General features: G+C 73.8%; 8 protein-coding genes. 4 read left to right on the top strand and 4 right to left on the bottom strand.

Annotated elements, in window-relative coordinates; all coding sequences use genetic code 11:
- Positions 1–188 precede the first annotated feature (188 nt).
- From BSZ37_RS07400 to BSZ37_RS07385, 4 genes are all read right to left on the bottom strand, one after another.
- Entirely contained in the window at positions 189–1,424 is a 1,236-nt protein-coding gene (locus BSZ37_RS07400; RefSeq protein ID WP_095509937.1) for a trans-sulfuration enzyme family protein, read from the bottom strand.
- A 96-nt stretch (positions 1,425–1,520) separates the two neighbouring features.
- A complete protein-coding gene (gene recD, locus BSZ37_RS07395; RefSeq protein ID WP_095509936.1) occupies positions 1,521–3,404 on the bottom strand; it encodes an exodeoxyribonuclease V subunit alpha in 1,884 nt (627 codons plus the stop codon).
- The gene (locus BSZ37_RS07390) at positions 3,397–7,215 is read right to left on the bottom strand and encodes a UvrD-helicase domain-containing protein (protein ID WP_095509935.1); all 3,819 of its coding nucleotides are present in this window, start codon (positions 7,213–7,215) and stop codon (positions 3,397–3,399) included. The genes recD and BSZ37_RS07390 overlap by 8 nt, the downstream gene beginning before the upstream one ends.
- On the bottom strand, positions 7,212–10,469 hold the full coding sequence (locus tag BSZ37_RS07385; RefSeq protein WP_095509934.1) for an exodeoxyribonuclease V subunit gamma: 3,258 nt from the start codon (positions 10,467–10,469) through the stop codon (positions 7,212–7,214). The genes BSZ37_RS07390 and BSZ37_RS07385 overlap by 4 nt, the downstream gene beginning before the upstream one ends.
- 134 nt (positions 10,470–10,603) lie before the next feature.
- Between BSZ37_RS07385 and BSZ37_RS07380 the strand changes: the two genes are divergently transcribed.
- From BSZ37_RS07380 to BSZ37_RS07365, 4 genes are all read left to right on the top strand, one after another.
- Positions 10,604–11,452: an SdiA-regulated domain-containing protein gene (locus tag BSZ37_RS07380; RefSeq protein ID WP_095509933.1), complete on the top strand. Its 849-nt coding sequence runs from the start codon at positions 10,604–10,606 to the stop codon at positions 11,450–11,452.
- A gap of 22 nt (positions 11,453–11,474) precedes the next feature.
- Positions 11,475–15,221, top strand: a complete 3,747-nt coding sequence (locus tag BSZ37_RS07375) for a BamA/TamA family outer membrane protein (RefSeq protein ID WP_095509932.1) — start codon at positions 11,475–11,477, stop codon at positions 15,219–15,221.
- An 80-nt stretch (positions 15,222–15,301) separates the two neighbouring features.
- Positions 15,302–16,150, top strand: a complete 849-nt coding sequence (locus BSZ37_RS07370) for a Pycsar system effector family protein (protein ID WP_143537584.1) — start codon at positions 15,302–15,304, stop codon at positions 16,148–16,150.
- A 10-nt stretch (positions 16,151–16,160) separates the two neighbouring features.
- Entirely contained in the window at positions 16,161–16,808 is a 648-nt protein-coding gene (locus BSZ37_RS07365) for a SixA phosphatase family protein (RefSeq protein ID WP_095509930.1), read from the top strand.
- The last annotated feature ends 84 nt before the right edge of the window (positions 16,809–16,892 follow it).

Raw genomic sequence — 16,892 nt, 5'->3', positions numbered from 1 at the left:
CTTAACACTTCGGTTTTCGTGCCGCCTCCGCGTTCCCTTTGCAGAGACCGCTTCGGAGCGCTGAGAGGGCGCGGACGGGGGTGGAATGAACGACCTGTTCCCCCGACCAGTCTCAGGCCGGAGCCGTTTCACGGGCTCTCAGTGCGCGCCGTGGGAACGTGCCTGTGACACGCGCGCCGTCCGTCCGGTCAGTCGCTCGTCGGTTCCGCCGCCGCGGCCCGCCCCGCCTCGATGGCGCGCCGGAGGTCGTCCCAGAGATCGCCCGCGTCCTCAAGCCCCACCGAGACGCGGACGAGGCCGGCCGTGATGCCCCCCTTCGTACGCGCTTCGCCGGTCGACACGCGCTGGGTGAGGCCGGCGGGGTGCTGCACGAGCGTGTCGGTCGAGCCGAGGCTGACGGCCGGCGTCGCGAGGCGGAGCGACTGGAGGAGCCCGTCGGCCGCGGCGAAGGCGCCGGGCCCGTCGGGCGCGCCGTCGGGCCCGAGGACCTCGAACGAGAGCATCGGCCCGGGTCCGCTCATCTGCGCACCGACGAGCCCGCGTGGGTCCCGACCCTCGACGCTCGGGTGATAGACGGCTCCCACGCCGTCGTGCCCGACGAGGTGCGCCGCGAGCGCCGTCGCCGTCTCCTCCGAGCGTCGCACGCGGAGCGGGAGCGTCGCGAGGCCGCGGTGGAGGAGGTACGCCGCGAGCGGGTGGAGCACGGCGCCCGTCAGGATCCGGACCTGCCGGAGCCGCGCGGCCCACCCCTCCGACCCCGACACGACGCCCGCCAGCACGTCGCCGTGGCCCCCGAGGAACTTGGTCGCGCTGTGCATCACGAGCGCGGCCCCCTGCTCGATCGGCCGCTGGAGGACCGGCGTCCCGAACGTGGCGTCGACGAAGACCGGCACGTCGCCGGCCGCCGCCACGACGCCGGCCACGTCGACGAGGTCGAGCGTGGGGTTCACGGGCGTCTCGATCATCACGAGGCACGTGTCGGGGCGGACGGCCGCGGCGACGCCGGCTTCGTCGGTCCACGTCGTTTCCAGTCCGAGGAGCCCGGACGTGAGGAGCCGGTCCGTCGTCCCGTAGATCGGCCGGACGCCGACGACGTGCTGCTTTTCCTCGGTCCGCGCGGCGAGGACGGCGGCCGTGATGGCGGCCATCCCGGAGGCGAACGAGACGGACGCCTCGGCCCCCTCGAGCGCCGCCAGCCCCTCCTCGAAGCGGGCCACGGTCGGGTTGTGGAGCCGCGAGTAGATGGCCCCACCCGCCTCGGTCGGCCCGGCCCCGGCCATCATGGCGTCGAGGCTTCCGACGGCGTCGTCGAGCGACTCGAAGGGGTACGTCGTCGAGAGGTCGATCGGAGGCGCGTGGACGCCGAGGCGGCGGAGGTCGTCGCGCCCGGCGTGGACGGCGCGGCTGTCGGGGTGGAGGGCCATCGAGGATCGGGGGACTGGACCCCGAAGGTCCGCGCGGCCGGGCGCCGTGTGCCAGTCGTCAGCCGCATTTCTCTTCGTCGACTCGCTCTGCCTCGGTCACCCCACCGACTGAGCCGAGGCCGAAAGGGCGGCCCGGAGGCGATCCCCAAGACCTGATGCGCGGCGCTGCGGCTTGCGAATGGCAGACTCGACCTCGGCTGCCTCGCCGAACACGTGGACCGACGTCTTCGCTCGTGTCGCCGCTGTGTAAAGCAACTCGCGCGTGACGAGCCCCGCGCCCCGCGTGCCCGGCTCCGGCAGCACCACGCCTACGGCGTCGAACTCCGAGCCCTGGCTCTTGTGGACCGTTAGTGCCCATGCGGGCTCGTGGGGCGGGAGCCGGTGAAGCGAGACGGACTTCCCGTCGGGAAAAACGACGACCTTCTGCCCCTCGTCCCGCCAGCACACACCGACATCGCCGTTCGCCAGGCCGGTGTCACGGTCGTTGACGGTCACGAGGAGCGGCCGGCCACCATAGAACCGCTCGCCGTAGGGGCTCCAACTAACGTGACCGCTCTCCCGAAGCGCCCACTCGACCCCTTCGTTCGCGCCTTCGACGCCACGTGGGCCGCGGCGGACGGCTGCGAGCAGTCGGAATCGCTCGAGCAACGCGTGCGCCTCGATCGGCGACGCGGCAGCGACGACGGCCTGGGCAAAGGGCACGGCCCACCCCACCGCTCGGCCCGCGACCTTCTCCGTCGTGAGCCCGAGGCCGGGGCGCTCGTGGAGTGACGTAAGGGCCGCCTCGGCCTCGCCGTCCCGGACAGCGACCGCGAACACGCCCACGTCGGAGTCCGCGGTAAAGCGGCGACTTTCGGTCAACACCACGACCGACGACGCGAGTGGGGACGCGTCCGAATTAGGGGGGATGCCGCTCAGCCCGAGTGCGTCGCAGAACGTCGTGAAGGCCGGCGGCGGGTCGCCCGCACCAGCGTCGCAGAGGTCGGCGAACGCGGTCCCCACCTCGACCGGCGGCAACTGGTCCGGGTCGCCGAGGACGACGAGGCGGGCCTCCGGGCGCAGCGCGGCGAGGAGCGCGTCGAAGAGCGGGAGGTCCACCATCGAGCCCTCGTCGACGAGCACGAGGTCGTGGACGAGCGGGTTCTTGGCGTGGTGGCGGAAGCCGGACCTCTCGGGGTGCGCACCGAGCAGACGGTGGAGCGTGACCGCCTCGGTGGGCGCGCCGGCGAGGTCGCCAGGCAACCCAGCGGCGCCAGCCGTCAAGCTCTCGGTAAGGCGAGCGGCCGCCTTGCCCGTCGGCGCCGCGAGGGCGATGCGGAGGCCCGGGTGTGCGGCGCGAAGGAGCGCGAGGATCCGCGTGGCGGTGTAGGTCTTGCCGGTCCCCGGCCCGCCGGCGACGAACAAGACGCGCTGGCGGAGCGCGGCGACCGCGGCGAGCGCCTGGCGATCCAGCCCACCGTCGGCGCGGGGTAGGAACAGCCGGCCGAACGCTTCCCGAACGTCCGGCGTGACTTCCTCGGTTACCGTCCCCAAGCGGGTGTGGACGGCGTCGGCCACGCGGCGCTCGGCGTCGACGAAGCGACGCATCGCGACGTTGCCGCCGTCGGCGTCTCGTGTGAATACGAGCGGGCAGGCCGCCTCGGCGCCGCCCGCGGCCGGGCTCGCGTCGAGGTGCGCGTGCCACGTGTTGAGGTCGGGGAACGACGGGAGGCGGCGGAAGACGGCGCGGGCGTGCTCGTCCTCCGGGAACGGCCGGCCGGCGTGTTCGGCGAGCGCGACGGCGCTGTGGCCGTCGCGGCGGGCCCGCGAGACGAGGGCGACGGAGAGCGCGAGCGTTTCGGCACGTCGCTCGTCGGGCGTACCGCGTTCGGCGTCCAGCCCAGCGATCGCTCGGGCAAGAGCGAGGTCGACGGGCGCGGCCGCCTCGGCCTCGGCGATCCGGTCGAGCGCCTCGGTGACGCGAATGGGGAGGCTACGCATCGGGCAGGAGCAGCCGGTCGAGCGCGTCGATGAGGGCCGCCGACGGGCGGTGGGTGAACAGTCCAGCCGTCGATTCCACCTCGTCTCCCCCTTCCGCCTCGGCGCCGAGGCGGGCGGAGTCGGGCGCCGACAGCCCTCGCAGGAAGGCGTACGTCGCGCCGCCCATGAGATCGTCGTAGGCGTAGGCCGCACCGAGCCGAGACCGCAGGAAGCGGTGGAGGCCGAGCGTGTAGAGGTGGAGTTGGAGGCCGTAGTGGTGCTCGCGCATCGTGACGGCAAGCGCCTCCGACGTGTACGCCGACGCATCCGTGCCCAGCCGGTTACTCTTCCAGTCGACAATCCACCAGCGGCCGTCGACGCGGGCCACGAGGTCGGCCGAGCCCGTGAGGTAGCCGTCAACGGCGTCGGCGGAGAGGCGCGCGAGGTCGTCGGCGTAGGCCGCGGCGAAAGGCTCCTGGCCGTGCTCACGGAAGGCGGCCGCGAGGTGCGCCGGGGCGACGGGCGCAAGCGGCACCGTGAAGTCCCACTCGGCCACGAGGTCGTCGGCCTCGCAGGTTCGGAGCCGGCCGGCGCCGAAGAGCGGGGCCGTCGCGACGCGCTCGACCAGGGCCTCAACCTCGGCCGCGGCGTCGAGGCGGATCCGGTGGGCGCGTGGACGGTCGAGCCCGTGCTGGCGCAGATGCTTCGCGACGGTCTCCCGGTTGGCCTCCTGCGCCCTCTGGTCGTCGCCCCAGTGCGCGTGCTGGAGGATCTCGTGGAGGCAGGTGCCCGGCCCGGCGCCCGCCGCGAACGCATGGATGCCGACCGGCTCGGCCTCGGTCCGCGCCTCGGCCGTCCCGGGCTCGTCCGAGGCCGCCAGCGCCCCGGCATGGCCCGAGGTCCACGCCGTGAAGGAGGCGCGCGTCCACGGCGACCCGATCCGGTCGCGCGCGTGGTCAGGGAGGACCGCGGCCCCGCCCGCCGAGGCGATCTCGTCGGCCGCCTCGGTCCGCGCGTCTGTCGAGGCGGGCGTCGGCGGCTCGACGACCCGCATCACCCGTCCCTCCGGGTCGAGGTCGCGGACGACGGCCGCCCAGTCGCGGACGTTGGCGGCCTCGGCGCGCGCGGCGTCGACGTAGGAGACGAGATCGCCGGCCGGTGCGGCGTGCCCGGCGAGGAGGTAGCCGAGGGCCGAACGGTGGTCGAGCCGCCACTGACCGTAGCCGGCCTCACCCCAGACCACGTAGCACCGCTCGCGCGCCCGCGTCAGCACGACGTACGCCTTGCGGACGGCCTCGGCGAGGGCGTCGGCTTGGCGGAGTTTGTCGTGGGCGACGAGGTCGTCGGAGCCGAGGTCGTAGACGACGCCGTCGGGCGTCCGGGCGAGGGCGGGCGTCTGGAGCTTGTAGTCGCGCTCGCTGAGCGACCACAGGTAGGGCGCGAACACGATCTCGTACTCAAGCCCCTTCGAGTTGTGGTGCGTCGTGATGGTGACGGCGTCGGCATCGCGCTCGAGCCGGAGCTCCTTCATCTCGCGCGAGGGGAGCGCCTGGTCGGCCCGGTTCCGGAGCCAGTGCATCAGGTCCTCGGGCGACTTGGCGCCGGCCGTCTCAACCTCGTGGAGCAGTTCGGCGGCGTGGCGCAGGTCGGTCACGCGGCGCTCGCCGTCCGGCCGCGCGAGGAGCCGTTCGAGGACACCCTCTCGCTCTTGGAACGCCACGAGCACGCCGAGCACGCCGCTCCTCCGCCAGAGGCGCTGAGCGTCGCGGAGGCCGGCCGCGATCCGGGCCTCGCGGTCCGGATCGGCGTCGAGGGCGGCGATGTCGTGGGCCGTCCAGCCCCAGAGCTCCGTCGCGAGGGCCGCGCGGCGGGCCCGTTCATCGTCGGGGCGGAGGACGGCGCGGAGGACGAACTCGACCTCCGCCATCACCACGCTCTCGCGCACGTCGTTCGCCCGCGAGACGACGGCCGGGATCCGGAGCCTCTGAAGCGCCGCGAGCACGTCAGCCGCCTCGTAGCGCGTCGGGACGAGCACGGCGATGTCGGCCTCCCGGACCGGGCGGCCGCCGAGGCGGGCGGACCCGAGCAGCCGCGCGATCTCGGCGGCGACGAGCGGCGGGATGGCCTCGTTGAGCGCCCCCTTCCCGAGCGCCTTCCCCTTGTCGGTCGTCGGCGTCTCCCACCAGACGAACGGCGGGAGGTCGCCGTCGACCAGCGTCGACTCCTTCTTCGCTGGCGAAGAAGCGACGCGCCGAAAGGGGATGCCGTCGAACAGGAACGCCCGCTCCGGCCCTTCGAACACGCGGTTGACGGCCTCCACCAGACCGGCCGTGCTCCGCCAGTTGGTCCCGAGCGTGAACCGGCGGTCGGCCTCGCGCTGCGCGCCGAGGTAGGCGTGGACGTCGGCCCCGCGGAAGGCGTAGATGGCCTGCTTCGGGTCGCCGACGAAGTACAGCGGCCGCCCCTCGAAGGCCGTCCGGAAGATGGCGTACTGAAGCGGGTCGGTGTCCTGGAACTCGTCGATGAGGGCGACGGAGAACTGGCCCCGGATGCCCTGCGCGAGCGTCGGCCCCGTCGCCGGGTCGGCGAGCGCGTCGTGGAGTCGCGTGATGAGGTCGGCGAAGGTGAGCTGGCCACGGCGCTCTTTGATAGCGCGGATCCGCTCGTCGACCTCGAGGACGAACGCGCGGACGAAGGCGAGGTCCAGCGCGTTCGCGGCCTCGGCCACCTCGGCGCACGCTTGGAAGCCCGCGTACTGCTTCGCCTCGGCGACAGCCTCCTTCTGCGCGGTGCTCCGCGTGGTCGCCGCCGCGCCGATGGCGTCTGGCGCGCAGGCCAGCGCGGCGCCGAGACCGTCTGGGTCGTCGCCCCGCGCGAACGCGCCGACGCTGGCGAGAAGCCGGTCAGCGTCTGATCCACCGAGCGGAGCTGCCTTGTTCCAATCGATCCCGTCGAGCGCGTCGCGGGCTGCGTCGGCGTCCCAAACGGCGGCGAGCGCGGCCTGCGCGGTCCGGAGCCGCTCGACGGCGTCCCCGAGGCCGAGCGACCCGGGCACGATCCGGACACTCGGGAAGTCGGCCGTGTCGGCGTGGTACTTCTTGAGGGCGTCGGGCGTGCGGCCGGCCGGGAGCGCGGTCTTGGTCGCGAGCGGGTCTTTGCCCGGCCGGCTAAAATGGAGCGCCGTGGCCGTCAGGAGCGGGTCGCCGTGGACGAGCCGGGCCCACGCGTCGGCGGCGGCGCGGGTGCGGAGCGCGTCGGAGTCGGCGTCCTCCACGAACTCCATGTCGAAGGGCGTCCCACTCTCAAAGGCGGCCTGCTGGAGAACCCGCTTGCAGAACCCGTGGATGGTGAAGATGCCGGCCTCGTCGACGCGGTCGAGTGCGGCGAGGAGGCGACCGGGCGCGTCGGGGCGCGTGAGGAGCGGTTCGAGCGGGCGCGTCAGGTCGTCCGGTTCGGCATGGCCGCGAGCGACGGCGAGCGCGGCGCGGAGCGCGGCGCGGATGCGCGTGCGGAGTTCCTCCGTCGCCGCCTTCGTGAACGTGACGACGAGGAGACGGCGGAGGTCGGGCGCCTCCCCTAGCCACTCGCCCTCGAGGACGAGGCGGAGGACGAGGCCGGCGATGGCGAACGTCTTGCCGGTCCCGGCACTGGCCTCGACCAGTGTGCGACCGGGCTCGACGGGCGTCGCCCAGTACTCGAAGGGCGGGACCGCCTCGGCCCGCCTCGGGACGTCATCGGGCGGGGCCGACGCGGCGCCGTCCCCTCCGGCCGGCTCGCCGAGTCGGACGGGCGCGTCGGACGGGTCATCGTCGAACAGGAAGCCCTGGCTCATGACGGGAGGCCGCTCCGGCGGTGGTGGAGGATCGGGGCCCAGAGGCCGAGCGCCCACTTCGCGAAGTGCTCCTCCGGGACGAACGGGTCCCGGTCCCGCGTGACGAGCAGGACGTTCGCGTCGTCGTCGTCGCCCCGCTTCGGCGTCGGGCCGCCCTTGAACGGGCTGAACGCCGAGCGCGCCTTGCCCATCGCCTTCCCGTTGGGCTCGAACTCGACGTCTCGCGGACGGAGGACGCGGGACACGAACTCGCCGATCTGGCCCTCGGTGAGCGTCTGTGCGTAGGCGTACGAGGCGTACTCGTAGAGCGGCAGCGAGCGCGTCTGGACCAACCGCCAGCCCTTGACGAGCGCCGCGAGGAACGTCCGCGCGTCGTCCGAGGGGACGCCGCCGAAGTGGACGACCTCGTCTCGCCCCACAGTGCACGTGCAGCCGACGGGCGTCGCGGCCTCCAGCGCGAGGTGATCGACCCACGCCCCGACGAGGTCTTTGCCTCGAACGGAGCCGGCCCGGTACCGGAGCGCGCCCCGCTCGCCGACCGCCGCGACGGTCCCGACGAGCCGCACGCCGCCGACCTCGATCTCGACGGCCCGAGGCTCGGTCGGCCCCCACGACCGGACGGCCTCGGCGATGGGCGCAGCCTCCTCACGGGCACGCCGGAGCCACGCCGCGCCGGGCGCGCCGCCGGGCAAGAGGCCGCACCGGAGGAGGCGCGCCGAGAGCGCGTCGTCGTCGAGGCCGTCGAGGAGGCCCTCCAACACCTCCTGCCGGATGCGCCATCGCTCCAGCCCGTCGAGCACGACCGGCTCGTCGTCGCGGACCGCGTCGTCGTCGAGGTCGAGGGAGGCGCGGAGCCGGCGGCGGACGACGTACTGGCTCGGGTTCGTCCACGCGGCGGTCAGCTCCGCGAGCGGGAGCGTCGGGACATCGTCGCCGTCCGGCGCCGCGTCGGGAAGAAGCCGCTGGATGTCGAGGAACGGTGCGGGGTCGCCGGTCCGGCCCCGCGCGACGCGATGCTGGGAGGCATAGCTGGGGGGAAGCGGAGCAGCGTCGTCCCCACCCGCCTCGGCGCCGAGGCGGAAGTAGTCGGCCGCGAACGGCTGGAGTCGGTGGCGTACCACCAGCCGGTCGGCGTCGGCGCCCCAATGCTGGCGGGCGGCGTCGAGGAAGGCGTCGAGGCAGACGCTGGCCGCGCGCGGCGCGTTGTCCTTCTGGCTCCGCCCGACGTGGCTGAGGATGAGCCGGTCCCGAGCGGCGAGGACGGCGTCGAGGAACAGCTGCTTCTCGGTCTCGCGCGGGTGGGCGTCGCCCGGGTGCGGGTCGTGGGCGATCAGGTCGAAGCCCGGCAGCGTCTCGGGGCGCGGCCAGACGCCGTCGTTGAGCCCGAGGACTGCCACGACGCGGTGCGGCGCGTGCCGCAGCACGAGCGGGTCCGCGAACGTCACGCGTCCGGTGAGGACCGGCTCGCGGACCTCCATCGTGCCCGTCGCCCCGTCGAGGTGGGCGCGGACGGCACGGAACGAGACGGCGGCCGCCTCCGCCTCGGCGAGCTCGTGGAGCGACTCGATCTCGGCGATCTTGGTCCGGAGGAAGACGACGGCCTCGAGCTCTTCGTCGGCCTCCGGGGTAAAGACGGCGTCGAGGAACAGGAGGAGATGTGCGGGCCAGTCGGCGAGGCGGCGCTCCCGGTCGAGGGCACCGAGACGAGAGAACAGGGCCTCCGCCCACTCCGAGAACCGACCGAGAAGGTCGGCCCCGTCGAGCCCGGCGGCGTCGCAGGGCGCGTGGCCGAGGACGAGGTTGGGCGTGTCCCCCGTCATCACGCCGAGGAGGAGCCGGTCGAGGCCGAACCGCCACGTGTGGAGGTCATCCTCCGGCAGCCCGAACTGCGCCTTCCGCGCGCCCGTCAGCCCCCAGCAGACGCCGGCCTCGGCGACCCACGCCCGGAGCCGCGGGATCTCGTCCTCGCGGATGCCGGCCGCCTGCCGGACCACGGGGTAGCTGAGCAGGTCGAGCAGCTCGCTGGCCGTCACGCGCCCGTCGTGCATCCGGAGCGCCTTGCGGAACGCCTCGACCACCCGGAGCGCCGGCGCGTGCGGGTGGTGGACGACGTGGACCGGCAACCGCGCGCCCTCGGCCGCGTCCTCGGCCCCGAACACGGCGTCGACGAGCGGCGCGTACGTGTCGAGGTCCGGGAGGAGCACGAGCACGTCGGCCGGCCGGAGGTCCGGCATCTCGGCGAACGCGTCAAGGAGCGCGTCCCGCAGGGCCTCCAACTCGCGTCGCGGCGAATGGCAGTCGTGGACGCGGACGGACCGGTCCGACGCGGCAAGCGGTGTCGGAGCCGGCAGCTCGTCGTCCGCCAGCGCGCGCTGGAGCTCCTGGAGCGCCGTGGCCTCCCCCGCCTCGGTGCCGAGGCGGACGGGGCCGAGGCGCGCGGGCGGCGGGGCGCCGAGCTCGCCGAGGACGTGCCAGAAGTGCCGCGTCCGCGTGCCGAGCGCGCGGAGGAGCGGGTGCGCGTGCGGCTGCGTCGTCGGCTGCGGGCCGGACGTGACGGCGTAGAGCGTGACCGGCCGGTGCCGTGCGATCCCAGCGACAACGCGGTAGTAGGCCGGCGGAAAGAGGAGCGCGCCGAACACGGCGAGGCGCGGCGGGAGCGAGAGGTTAGGAGCGGCCTCGGCGAGCCTCCGCTCTAGGGTGGTGAACGCCGAGGCGCGGTCGGGGAGGCCGTCGCTGCGGAGGAGCCGCCAGAGGGCCGCCTGCCACGCGCCGTGCTGGAACTGCGAGTGCGAGTCCCGGCCCCGCTCCCACCCGCGCAGCACGTCGGGACGGTACACCTGGTAGTCGTCGAACAGCTCCGCAAGTCGCTTCGCGAGCGGCATCGTCTGGCCGTCGGTCTTGTCGAGGTAGGCGCGGAGCGGTTCGAAAACGGCCTCGTCGGGGAGCGCGTCGAGGACCGGCTTGAGGCGCCAGGCCAGCGGGCCGGCCTCGTAGGGCTGCGTGCCGCCGGAGACGCCGGCGAGCCGCGCCACGAGCGAAACCGGCGCCGGGAGGTCGAGAGAGGCCGCGCACCCGAGCCGCTGCGCCAGCGCGTGCGTCAGCCATGTCCGGAGCCCCGTGTTCCGCGCGACCACAATCGTCTCGCGTTGGAGCGGGTCGAGCGGATCCCCCTCGACAGTCTCCACCAGCCGGTCGAGCAGCGGCTCAAGGCAGGGCGCTGTGACGACGGAAAAACCGGGGGGGGACGAAGGCACGAACGGGACGACTCAGTTGGGTCCAAATCTAGACCCGCGCGCGCACTCCTCCGGCCCCTGGCGCACATGGAATTCCCACACACCGTTCGACCCGCCCACGAACCCACGCCCCGCGGTCGCGTTCATGGCCGTTCATGCGCCCCCTCCTCCTCGCCCTCCTCGCGCTCGGCGCCTGCGCCGACGGCTCCCGCTCCGCGCCCCCGCCCGGCCCCGACGACGGCGTGCCCTACCGCCTCGACGCGCCCGACGCCGTCCTCGAGCTGCCGGCCGAGCTCCAGGAGATCTCCGGCCTGACGGTCCTCCCGAGCGGCCGCCTCGGCGCCGTCCAGGACGAGACCGGGACCGTCTTCGAGGTCGACCCCGCGACGGGGGCCATCGTCGACCGGCTCGATTTCGAGGGCGCGGGCGACTTCGAGGGCGTCGAGCTCGTCCCCGGCGACGCCGTGTGGGCCCTCCGCAGCGACGGCGACCTCTACCGGCTCGCCCGCGACTCGACGGGCGCGCCGACCGTGCGGAGGATCGAGACGCCGCTCCGGAACCGGAACGACACCGAGGGCTTGGCCTACGACGCCGCGGGCGGGCGGCTCCTCATCGCCTGCAAGGAGTGGCCCGGCGAGGACCCCGACACCGGCGACAACTACGCCGACGTCCGGACCCTCTACGCGTTCGACCTCGACACGGAGACGCTCAGCGAGCGGCCCGTCGTGTCCCTCCCTCGTGCCCTCGTCGACGGCGCCGTCAACTTCCGGCCGTCGGCGCTGGCGGTCCACCCGACGACGGGGCACCTCTACATCCTCTCCTCGGTGCGGACCGCGATCGCCGTGGTCGACATGGACGGCGAGGTGCTCGGCGTCCTCGACTTCCCGCCCGGCCTGGTGGCGCAGCCCGAGGGCCTCGCCTTTACTGCCGACGGCACGCTCTACGTCGCCAGCGAGGGGGGGGCCGGCCCCGGCCGCCTCGTCCGCTTCGCGCCCACCGACTGACCGACTCCCACGCCCTGGCCGCATGCGCCTCGCCCTGACTCTCCTCGCCCTGGTGGCCCTCGCCGCCGGATGCGCCACGACCGCTACCTACGTCGCCCCGGACCGCCGGGCCGAGCCCGTTCCGCCGCTCCCCGACGGGGAGATCGCGCACCAAGTGTTCCTGGCCGCCAACACCGGCGACCTCGGCGCCGGCGGCAACCCGGTCGTCCTCCGCGCGCTCGGCGACGCCGCCCGTGCGGCCGGCCAAGACGTGACGGTCGCCATCCTCGGCGACGTGACTGCCTCCGGCCTCCCGCCCGAGAACGACTCGGACCGCGCCGCGGCCGAGGCGCCCGTCCGCGCGCTCATCGACGCGCTCCAAGGCGTCGAGGGCGACGTGATCGTCGTCCCCGGCGACCGCGACTGGGAGCAGGGCGAGGACGGCGTCCAGCGGCTAGAGGACCTCCTCGACGACGCGTTCGGCACGGACGTCCTCACGCCGGGCGACCAGGCCGGCGGGCCCAAGCAGACGAAGGCCGCTGAGGGCCTCCGCCTCCTCGTGCTCGACACGGCGTGGTGGCTCCTCGACGCCGGCGAGCGCCCCGAGGGCGACGCCGAGGACCAGGACGTCCGGACGCCGGGCGACGTCGCGCGCATCCTCGAACAGGTCGTCCTCGACCGCGACGACGACCGCCTCGTGGTCCTCGCCCACCACCCGATCATCTCGCGCGGGCCGTACGCCGGCTACCGCGGCGACCCGCTCACGAGCCTCGCCTCGCGGACCGTCGGGTTCAGCGCGCAGGACCTCGCCTCGCCCCGCTACCGCGCCCTCCGGGGCTCGCTCGGGCGCGTCGCCGAGCTCCACGACGGGCTCGTGTGGGCCGCCGGCCACGACCGGATCCTCCAGACCTACGACGACGTGATCAACACGCTCCGTCGGCAGACCCACCTCGTCTCCGGCACGGCGGGCGGCGAGGTGGCCGCGGCCGGCGCCGGCGGCGCGCTCTACGTCGCCTCGCAGCCGGGCTACCAGCGGCTCGTCTACTACGCCGACGGCCGGCTCTGGACCGAGACCGTCGAGGTCGCCGACGACGGGACCGAGGCGGTCACCTTCCGCGCGGAGATCGCCGGGGCCAACGCCGAGCTCGTCGACACCGAGGTGCCCAATGACCTCGACCCGGCCGACCTGCCGAGCAACCTCGGCGGGACCGTCACGCGCGCGGCCGACGAGGACTTCGTGACCGACCGGTTCCAGAACGACTGGGCCACGCGGTTCCTCCTCGGCGGGAACTACCGCGACGTGTGGAAGACGCCCGTCGAGTTCCGCGTGATCGACATCGGGACCGAGAAGGGCGGGCTCACGCCGATCAACCGCGGCGGCGGGCTCCAGACGACGTCGCTCCACCTCCAGGCCGGCGACGGTCACGAGTACAGCCTCCGCCTCCTCGAGAAGAGCGGGCTCGCGCAGGTCCCGTACGAGGTCCGCGACGGGCTCATCGGCGACGTGGTCCTCGAGCTCCGGGCGGCCATGAACCCGTACGCGGCGCTCGTCGTGGCCCCGCTGGCGGAGGCCGCCGGGATCCCGCAGCCCGACCCCGAGATCGTCCTCGTCCCCGACGACCCCCGCCTCGGGCGCTATCGCGAGCTGTTCGCCGACCGGCTGGCCCTCTTCGAGATCCGCCCCGACGACGACATGTCGGACGTGCCGGGCTTCGAGGGGATGGACGACCTCGACTCCTCGCCGACGCTCCGCGAGAACATGCGCGAGGACCACGACCACCGCGTCGACCAGCGGGCGTTCCTCCGGGCTCGCCTCTTCGACATGCTCATCGCCGACTGGGACCGCCACGCCGACCAGTGGCGCTGGGCGGCCTACGAGCCCGGCCGCCTCGACTCCACGCTGACCGGGGACGACTCGACGCGCGGCAAGGTCTACCGGCCCGTCGCCCGCGACCGCGACTTCGCGCTCTACGACATCGGCGGGCTCCTTCAGCCGCTCCTCCAGGTGGGTTACGACCGGCGCCTCCAGCGGCTCGACGACGACTACGGCAGCATCGAGGGGCTCACGCAGAACGGGTTCTACCAAGACCGCCGGTTCCTCGGTGAGCTCGACGCCGGCGCCTGGCGCGAGGAGGCCGAGAGCCTCCAGGCCGCCCTCACCGACGAGGCCATCGACCGCGCCCTCCGCGCGCTCCCCGGCCCGATCTACGACCAGCTCCACGACTTCTGGACCGACGTCCTCCGCGGCCGCCGCGACAACCTCGTCGACGGGGCCATGGAGTACTACGAGCTCCAGGCCGGCACCGTCGACGTCATCGGGAGCGACCAACGCGAGCTGTTTGAGGTCGTCCGCCACACCGACGGATCGCTCGACGTGACGATGCGGCACTACGGCGGCGGCGAGGCCGGACGGCTCCTCTACGAACGGACGTTCGTGCCCGACGAGACCGAGGAGGTCCGCCTCTACGGGTTCGCCGGCCGCGACGCGTTCCGCGTGACGGGCACGGGCCCGAACCGGATCGCGGTCCGCATCATCGGCGGGGCCGGCGAGGACGAGGTCACGGCCCCGGCCGGCGGCGTCGCCCTCTACGACACGCCCGACGGCGCGACGCTCACCGAGGCGGGGCGGGACGTCGAGGACCGCCGCTCCGACGCGCCCGACGTCAACCGCTACGACGAGACCGAGCACGTCATCGGGAAGCGCGGCTACGTGCCCGTCGTGGGCTACCAGGCCACCGACGGCGTGATCCTCGGGGCCGGCATCACGTGGAACGTCCCGGGCTTCCGGCTCCGGCCGTTTGCCGCGACGCACACGGTCGCCGTCAACGTCGCGACCGGGACCGGCGGCGTGGCCGGCTCGTACCGGGGGCGGATGCGAGAGGCCGTCGGCGCGTTCGACCTCGACGTCGACGCGCTCGCCTCGACGCCGCGCTACGCCCGCAACTTCTACGGGCTCGGCAACGGCTCGCCGAACGTCGACAGCGACCTCGCCCGCGTCGACCTCGCCCGCGTCCAGGCCCGTGCCGGGCTGGGCACGCCGCTCGGCGAGGGCCTCCGGCTCGTCCTCGGCCCGACGGCCCGCTACGCCGACCCCTCGCGCGACTCGCTCCTCGTCCTCCCCGACGGCTCCGGCCTCGCGCCCATCTCGCGGCTCGCCGACCCGCTCTTCGAGGGGCAGGCCCACGCCGGCGGCTTCGCCCGCCTCGAGGCGTCGACGACCGACGTGCGCGCGAACCCGCGGCAGGGTCTCCACCTCGAGGCCGAAGGCTCGGTCTTCGCCGGCCTCTCGGGCGCGGCCGAGACCTACGGGACCGTCGGCGGCCAGGCCGTCGCCTACGTCCCGCTCCGGGTCGCACCTCAGCTCACGCTCGCGCTCCGGACCGGCGCCGAGCACCGGTTCGGGGAGTTCCCGTTCTTCGACGCGGCCGTGCTCGGCGGGCCGGGCTCGATCCGCGGGTACCGCCGCGAGCGGTTCGCGGGGCGGACGGCCGCCTCGGCCTCGGCCGAGCTCCGGGCCAAGCTGTTCAACGTCGACGCCTACGTCCTCCCCCTCGAGGTCGGCGCGCTCGGGTTCGCCGACGCCGGCCGCGTCTGGGCCGACGCCCCGAATTGCGCGCTCGACGTCGCCTGCGAGACGCTCGACGCGGCGACCTACCCCGGCGACGACCTCCAGCTCGGCTACGGCGGCGGCCTCTGGTTCGGGCTCCTCGACCGGGCCGTCGTGAACCTCACCGTCGGCGCCTCGGACGAGGCCACGCTCGTGACCGTCGGCCTCGGCTTCGCGTATTAGCCTGCCCCCTCGGACCCCAGGTCGCTCGTCTCGGACGTTTCGACGCTGCGGCCCGTATCCTCCGCCAGCCCCACGACGCCATGGACACTCCCTCCACTCCCGACACCATGACGGGCGCCGCGGCCGGCGACGGCGCCCCGCCCGCCCCCGGCGAGACCGTCGACATGAGCCAGGTGGCCGGGCCCCGCGACGTGCCGGTCCCCGCGGACGACGACGCGCCGAAGAAGAAAAAGAAGAAGGACAAGGCCGCCCACGAGATGACCGACATCGGCTCGACCGAGGGCGCCATCGCCGCGGCCGACGCGGCCATCAAGGAGCTCGGCACGAAGCGCGGGATCGAGACCCTGTTCCGGTCGAGCTACCGGGTCAACATGGACCTCACGACGCTGGCTGACGCCAAGGCCAACATCATGATCTCGATCAACGGCCTGATCGTCTCGATCCTCATCGCGTCGATCGCGCCGGGCATGGAGAAGAACCCCTGGCTCTACGTCCCGACGTCGCTGTTCCTGCTCGGGTGCCTCGTCTCGCTCGTGTTCGCCGTGCTCTCGGCCCGGCCCCGTGTCCAGAACGTGGCGGTCACGCCCGACGAGGCGCTCCGGGAGCGGAAGAACCTCCTCTTCTTCGGCAACTTCAGCCACATGACCCAGGGCCAGTACGTCGACTCGCTCAAGCAGGTCGTGATGGACCCGAACCGGACCTACGAGATGATGATGAAGGACATCTACGGGGTCGGGAGCGTGCTCCAGAAAAAGTACCGGCTGCTCCAGGCGTCGTACGGCGCGTTCCTCGTGGCCCTCGTCGTCGGCGTCCTCGGGTTCATCCTCGTGTTCGGGTACACCGTGTTCTTCGACGTCGGCGGGGCGGCGGTGCCGACGCCGCAGGGCACCGTCCCGTCGGCCATGCCCCACACCGGCATCCTCCCGTAGTAGCCCACGCATGAAGACGATCCTCCTCCTCCGCCACGGGAAGTCCGACTGGGACGCCGACTACGGCGCCGACCACGAGCGCCCGCTCGCCGACCGCGGCCAGAAAGGCGCCCGCAAGATGGGCCGGTTCGTGACGACGGCCCGCGTCGTGCCCGACCGGGCGCTCACGTCGTCGGCCGTGCGGGCGCGCGAGACGCTGGCGATCGCGGCCGAGGCCGGCGGCTGGTCCGGCCCGGCCCGCGTGACGGACGCGCTCTACGAGGCCTCGCCGGAGGCCGTCCTCGACCAGATCCGCTCGGAGCCCGACAGCGCCGACACGCTCATCGTCGTCGGCCACGAGCCGGCGTGGAGCGGGCTCGTGTCGCTCCTCATCGGCGGCGGGCGGATCGAGATGAAGACGGCCTCCCTCGCCCGCGTCGACGTCGAGGTCGCCTCGTGGGCCGACGTGGCGCCGGGCCGCGGGAGCCTGGCGTTCCTCCTCCCGCCGGCCGCGCTCCGCCCGAACGCCTACCGGAAGCTCAAGAAGAGTATCGACAAGGCCATCGAGGCACAGAAGAAGGCGGAGGCCCGGGCCGAGAAGACGGCCGCGCCGAAGGACCCGCCGTACCGGCCGGCCTCGCTCCCCCGCGGCGGCGTCGAGGCCCCGAAGGAAGGGTAGCGGACCGGACCGGCTCCGCCCGCCTCGACGCCGAGGCGACGATGGACGAGAGGGCGGGCGGCTCCGGCATGCCCCCCGCCCGCG

Source organism: Rubrivirga marina (assembly GCF_002283365.1).
In the GTDB taxonomy this organism is placed as follows: Bacteria; Bacteroidota; Rhodothermia; order Rhodothermales; family Rubricoccaceae; genus Rubrivirga; species Rubrivirga marina.
This window is presented reverse-complemented; position numbering and strand designations above follow the sequence as displayed.

Bases quoted from the DNA above. Each gene is read 5' to 3' on its own strand.
- BSZ37_RS07400 (WP_095509937.1), bottom strand. From the start codon at position 1,424: ATGGCCCTCCACCCCGACAGCCGCGCCGTCCACGCCGGGCGCGACGAC.
- BSZ37_RS07380 (WP_095509933.1), top strand. From the start codon at position 10,604: ATGCGCCCCCTCCTCCTCGCCCTCCTCGCGCTCGGCGCCTGCGCCGAC.
- recD (WP_095509936.1), bottom strand. From the start codon at position 3,404: ATGCGTAGCCTCCCCATTCGCGTCACCGAGGCGCTCGACCGGATCGCC.
- BSZ37_RS07370 (WP_143537584.1), top strand. From the start codon at position 15,302: ATGGACACTCCCTCCACTCCCGACACCATGACGGGCGCCGCGGCCGGC.
- BSZ37_RS07390 (WP_095509935.1), bottom strand. From the start codon at position 7,215: ATGAGCCAGGGCTTCCTGTTCGACGATGACCCGTCCGACGCGCCCGTC.
- BSZ37_RS07365 (WP_095509930.1), top strand. From the start codon at position 16,161: ATGAAGACGATCCTCCTCCTCCGCCACGGGAAGTCCGACTGGGACGCC.
- BSZ37_RS07375 (WP_095509932.1), top strand. From the start codon at position 11,475: ATGCGCCTCGCCCTGACTCTCCTCGCCCTGGTGGCCCTCGCCGCCGGA.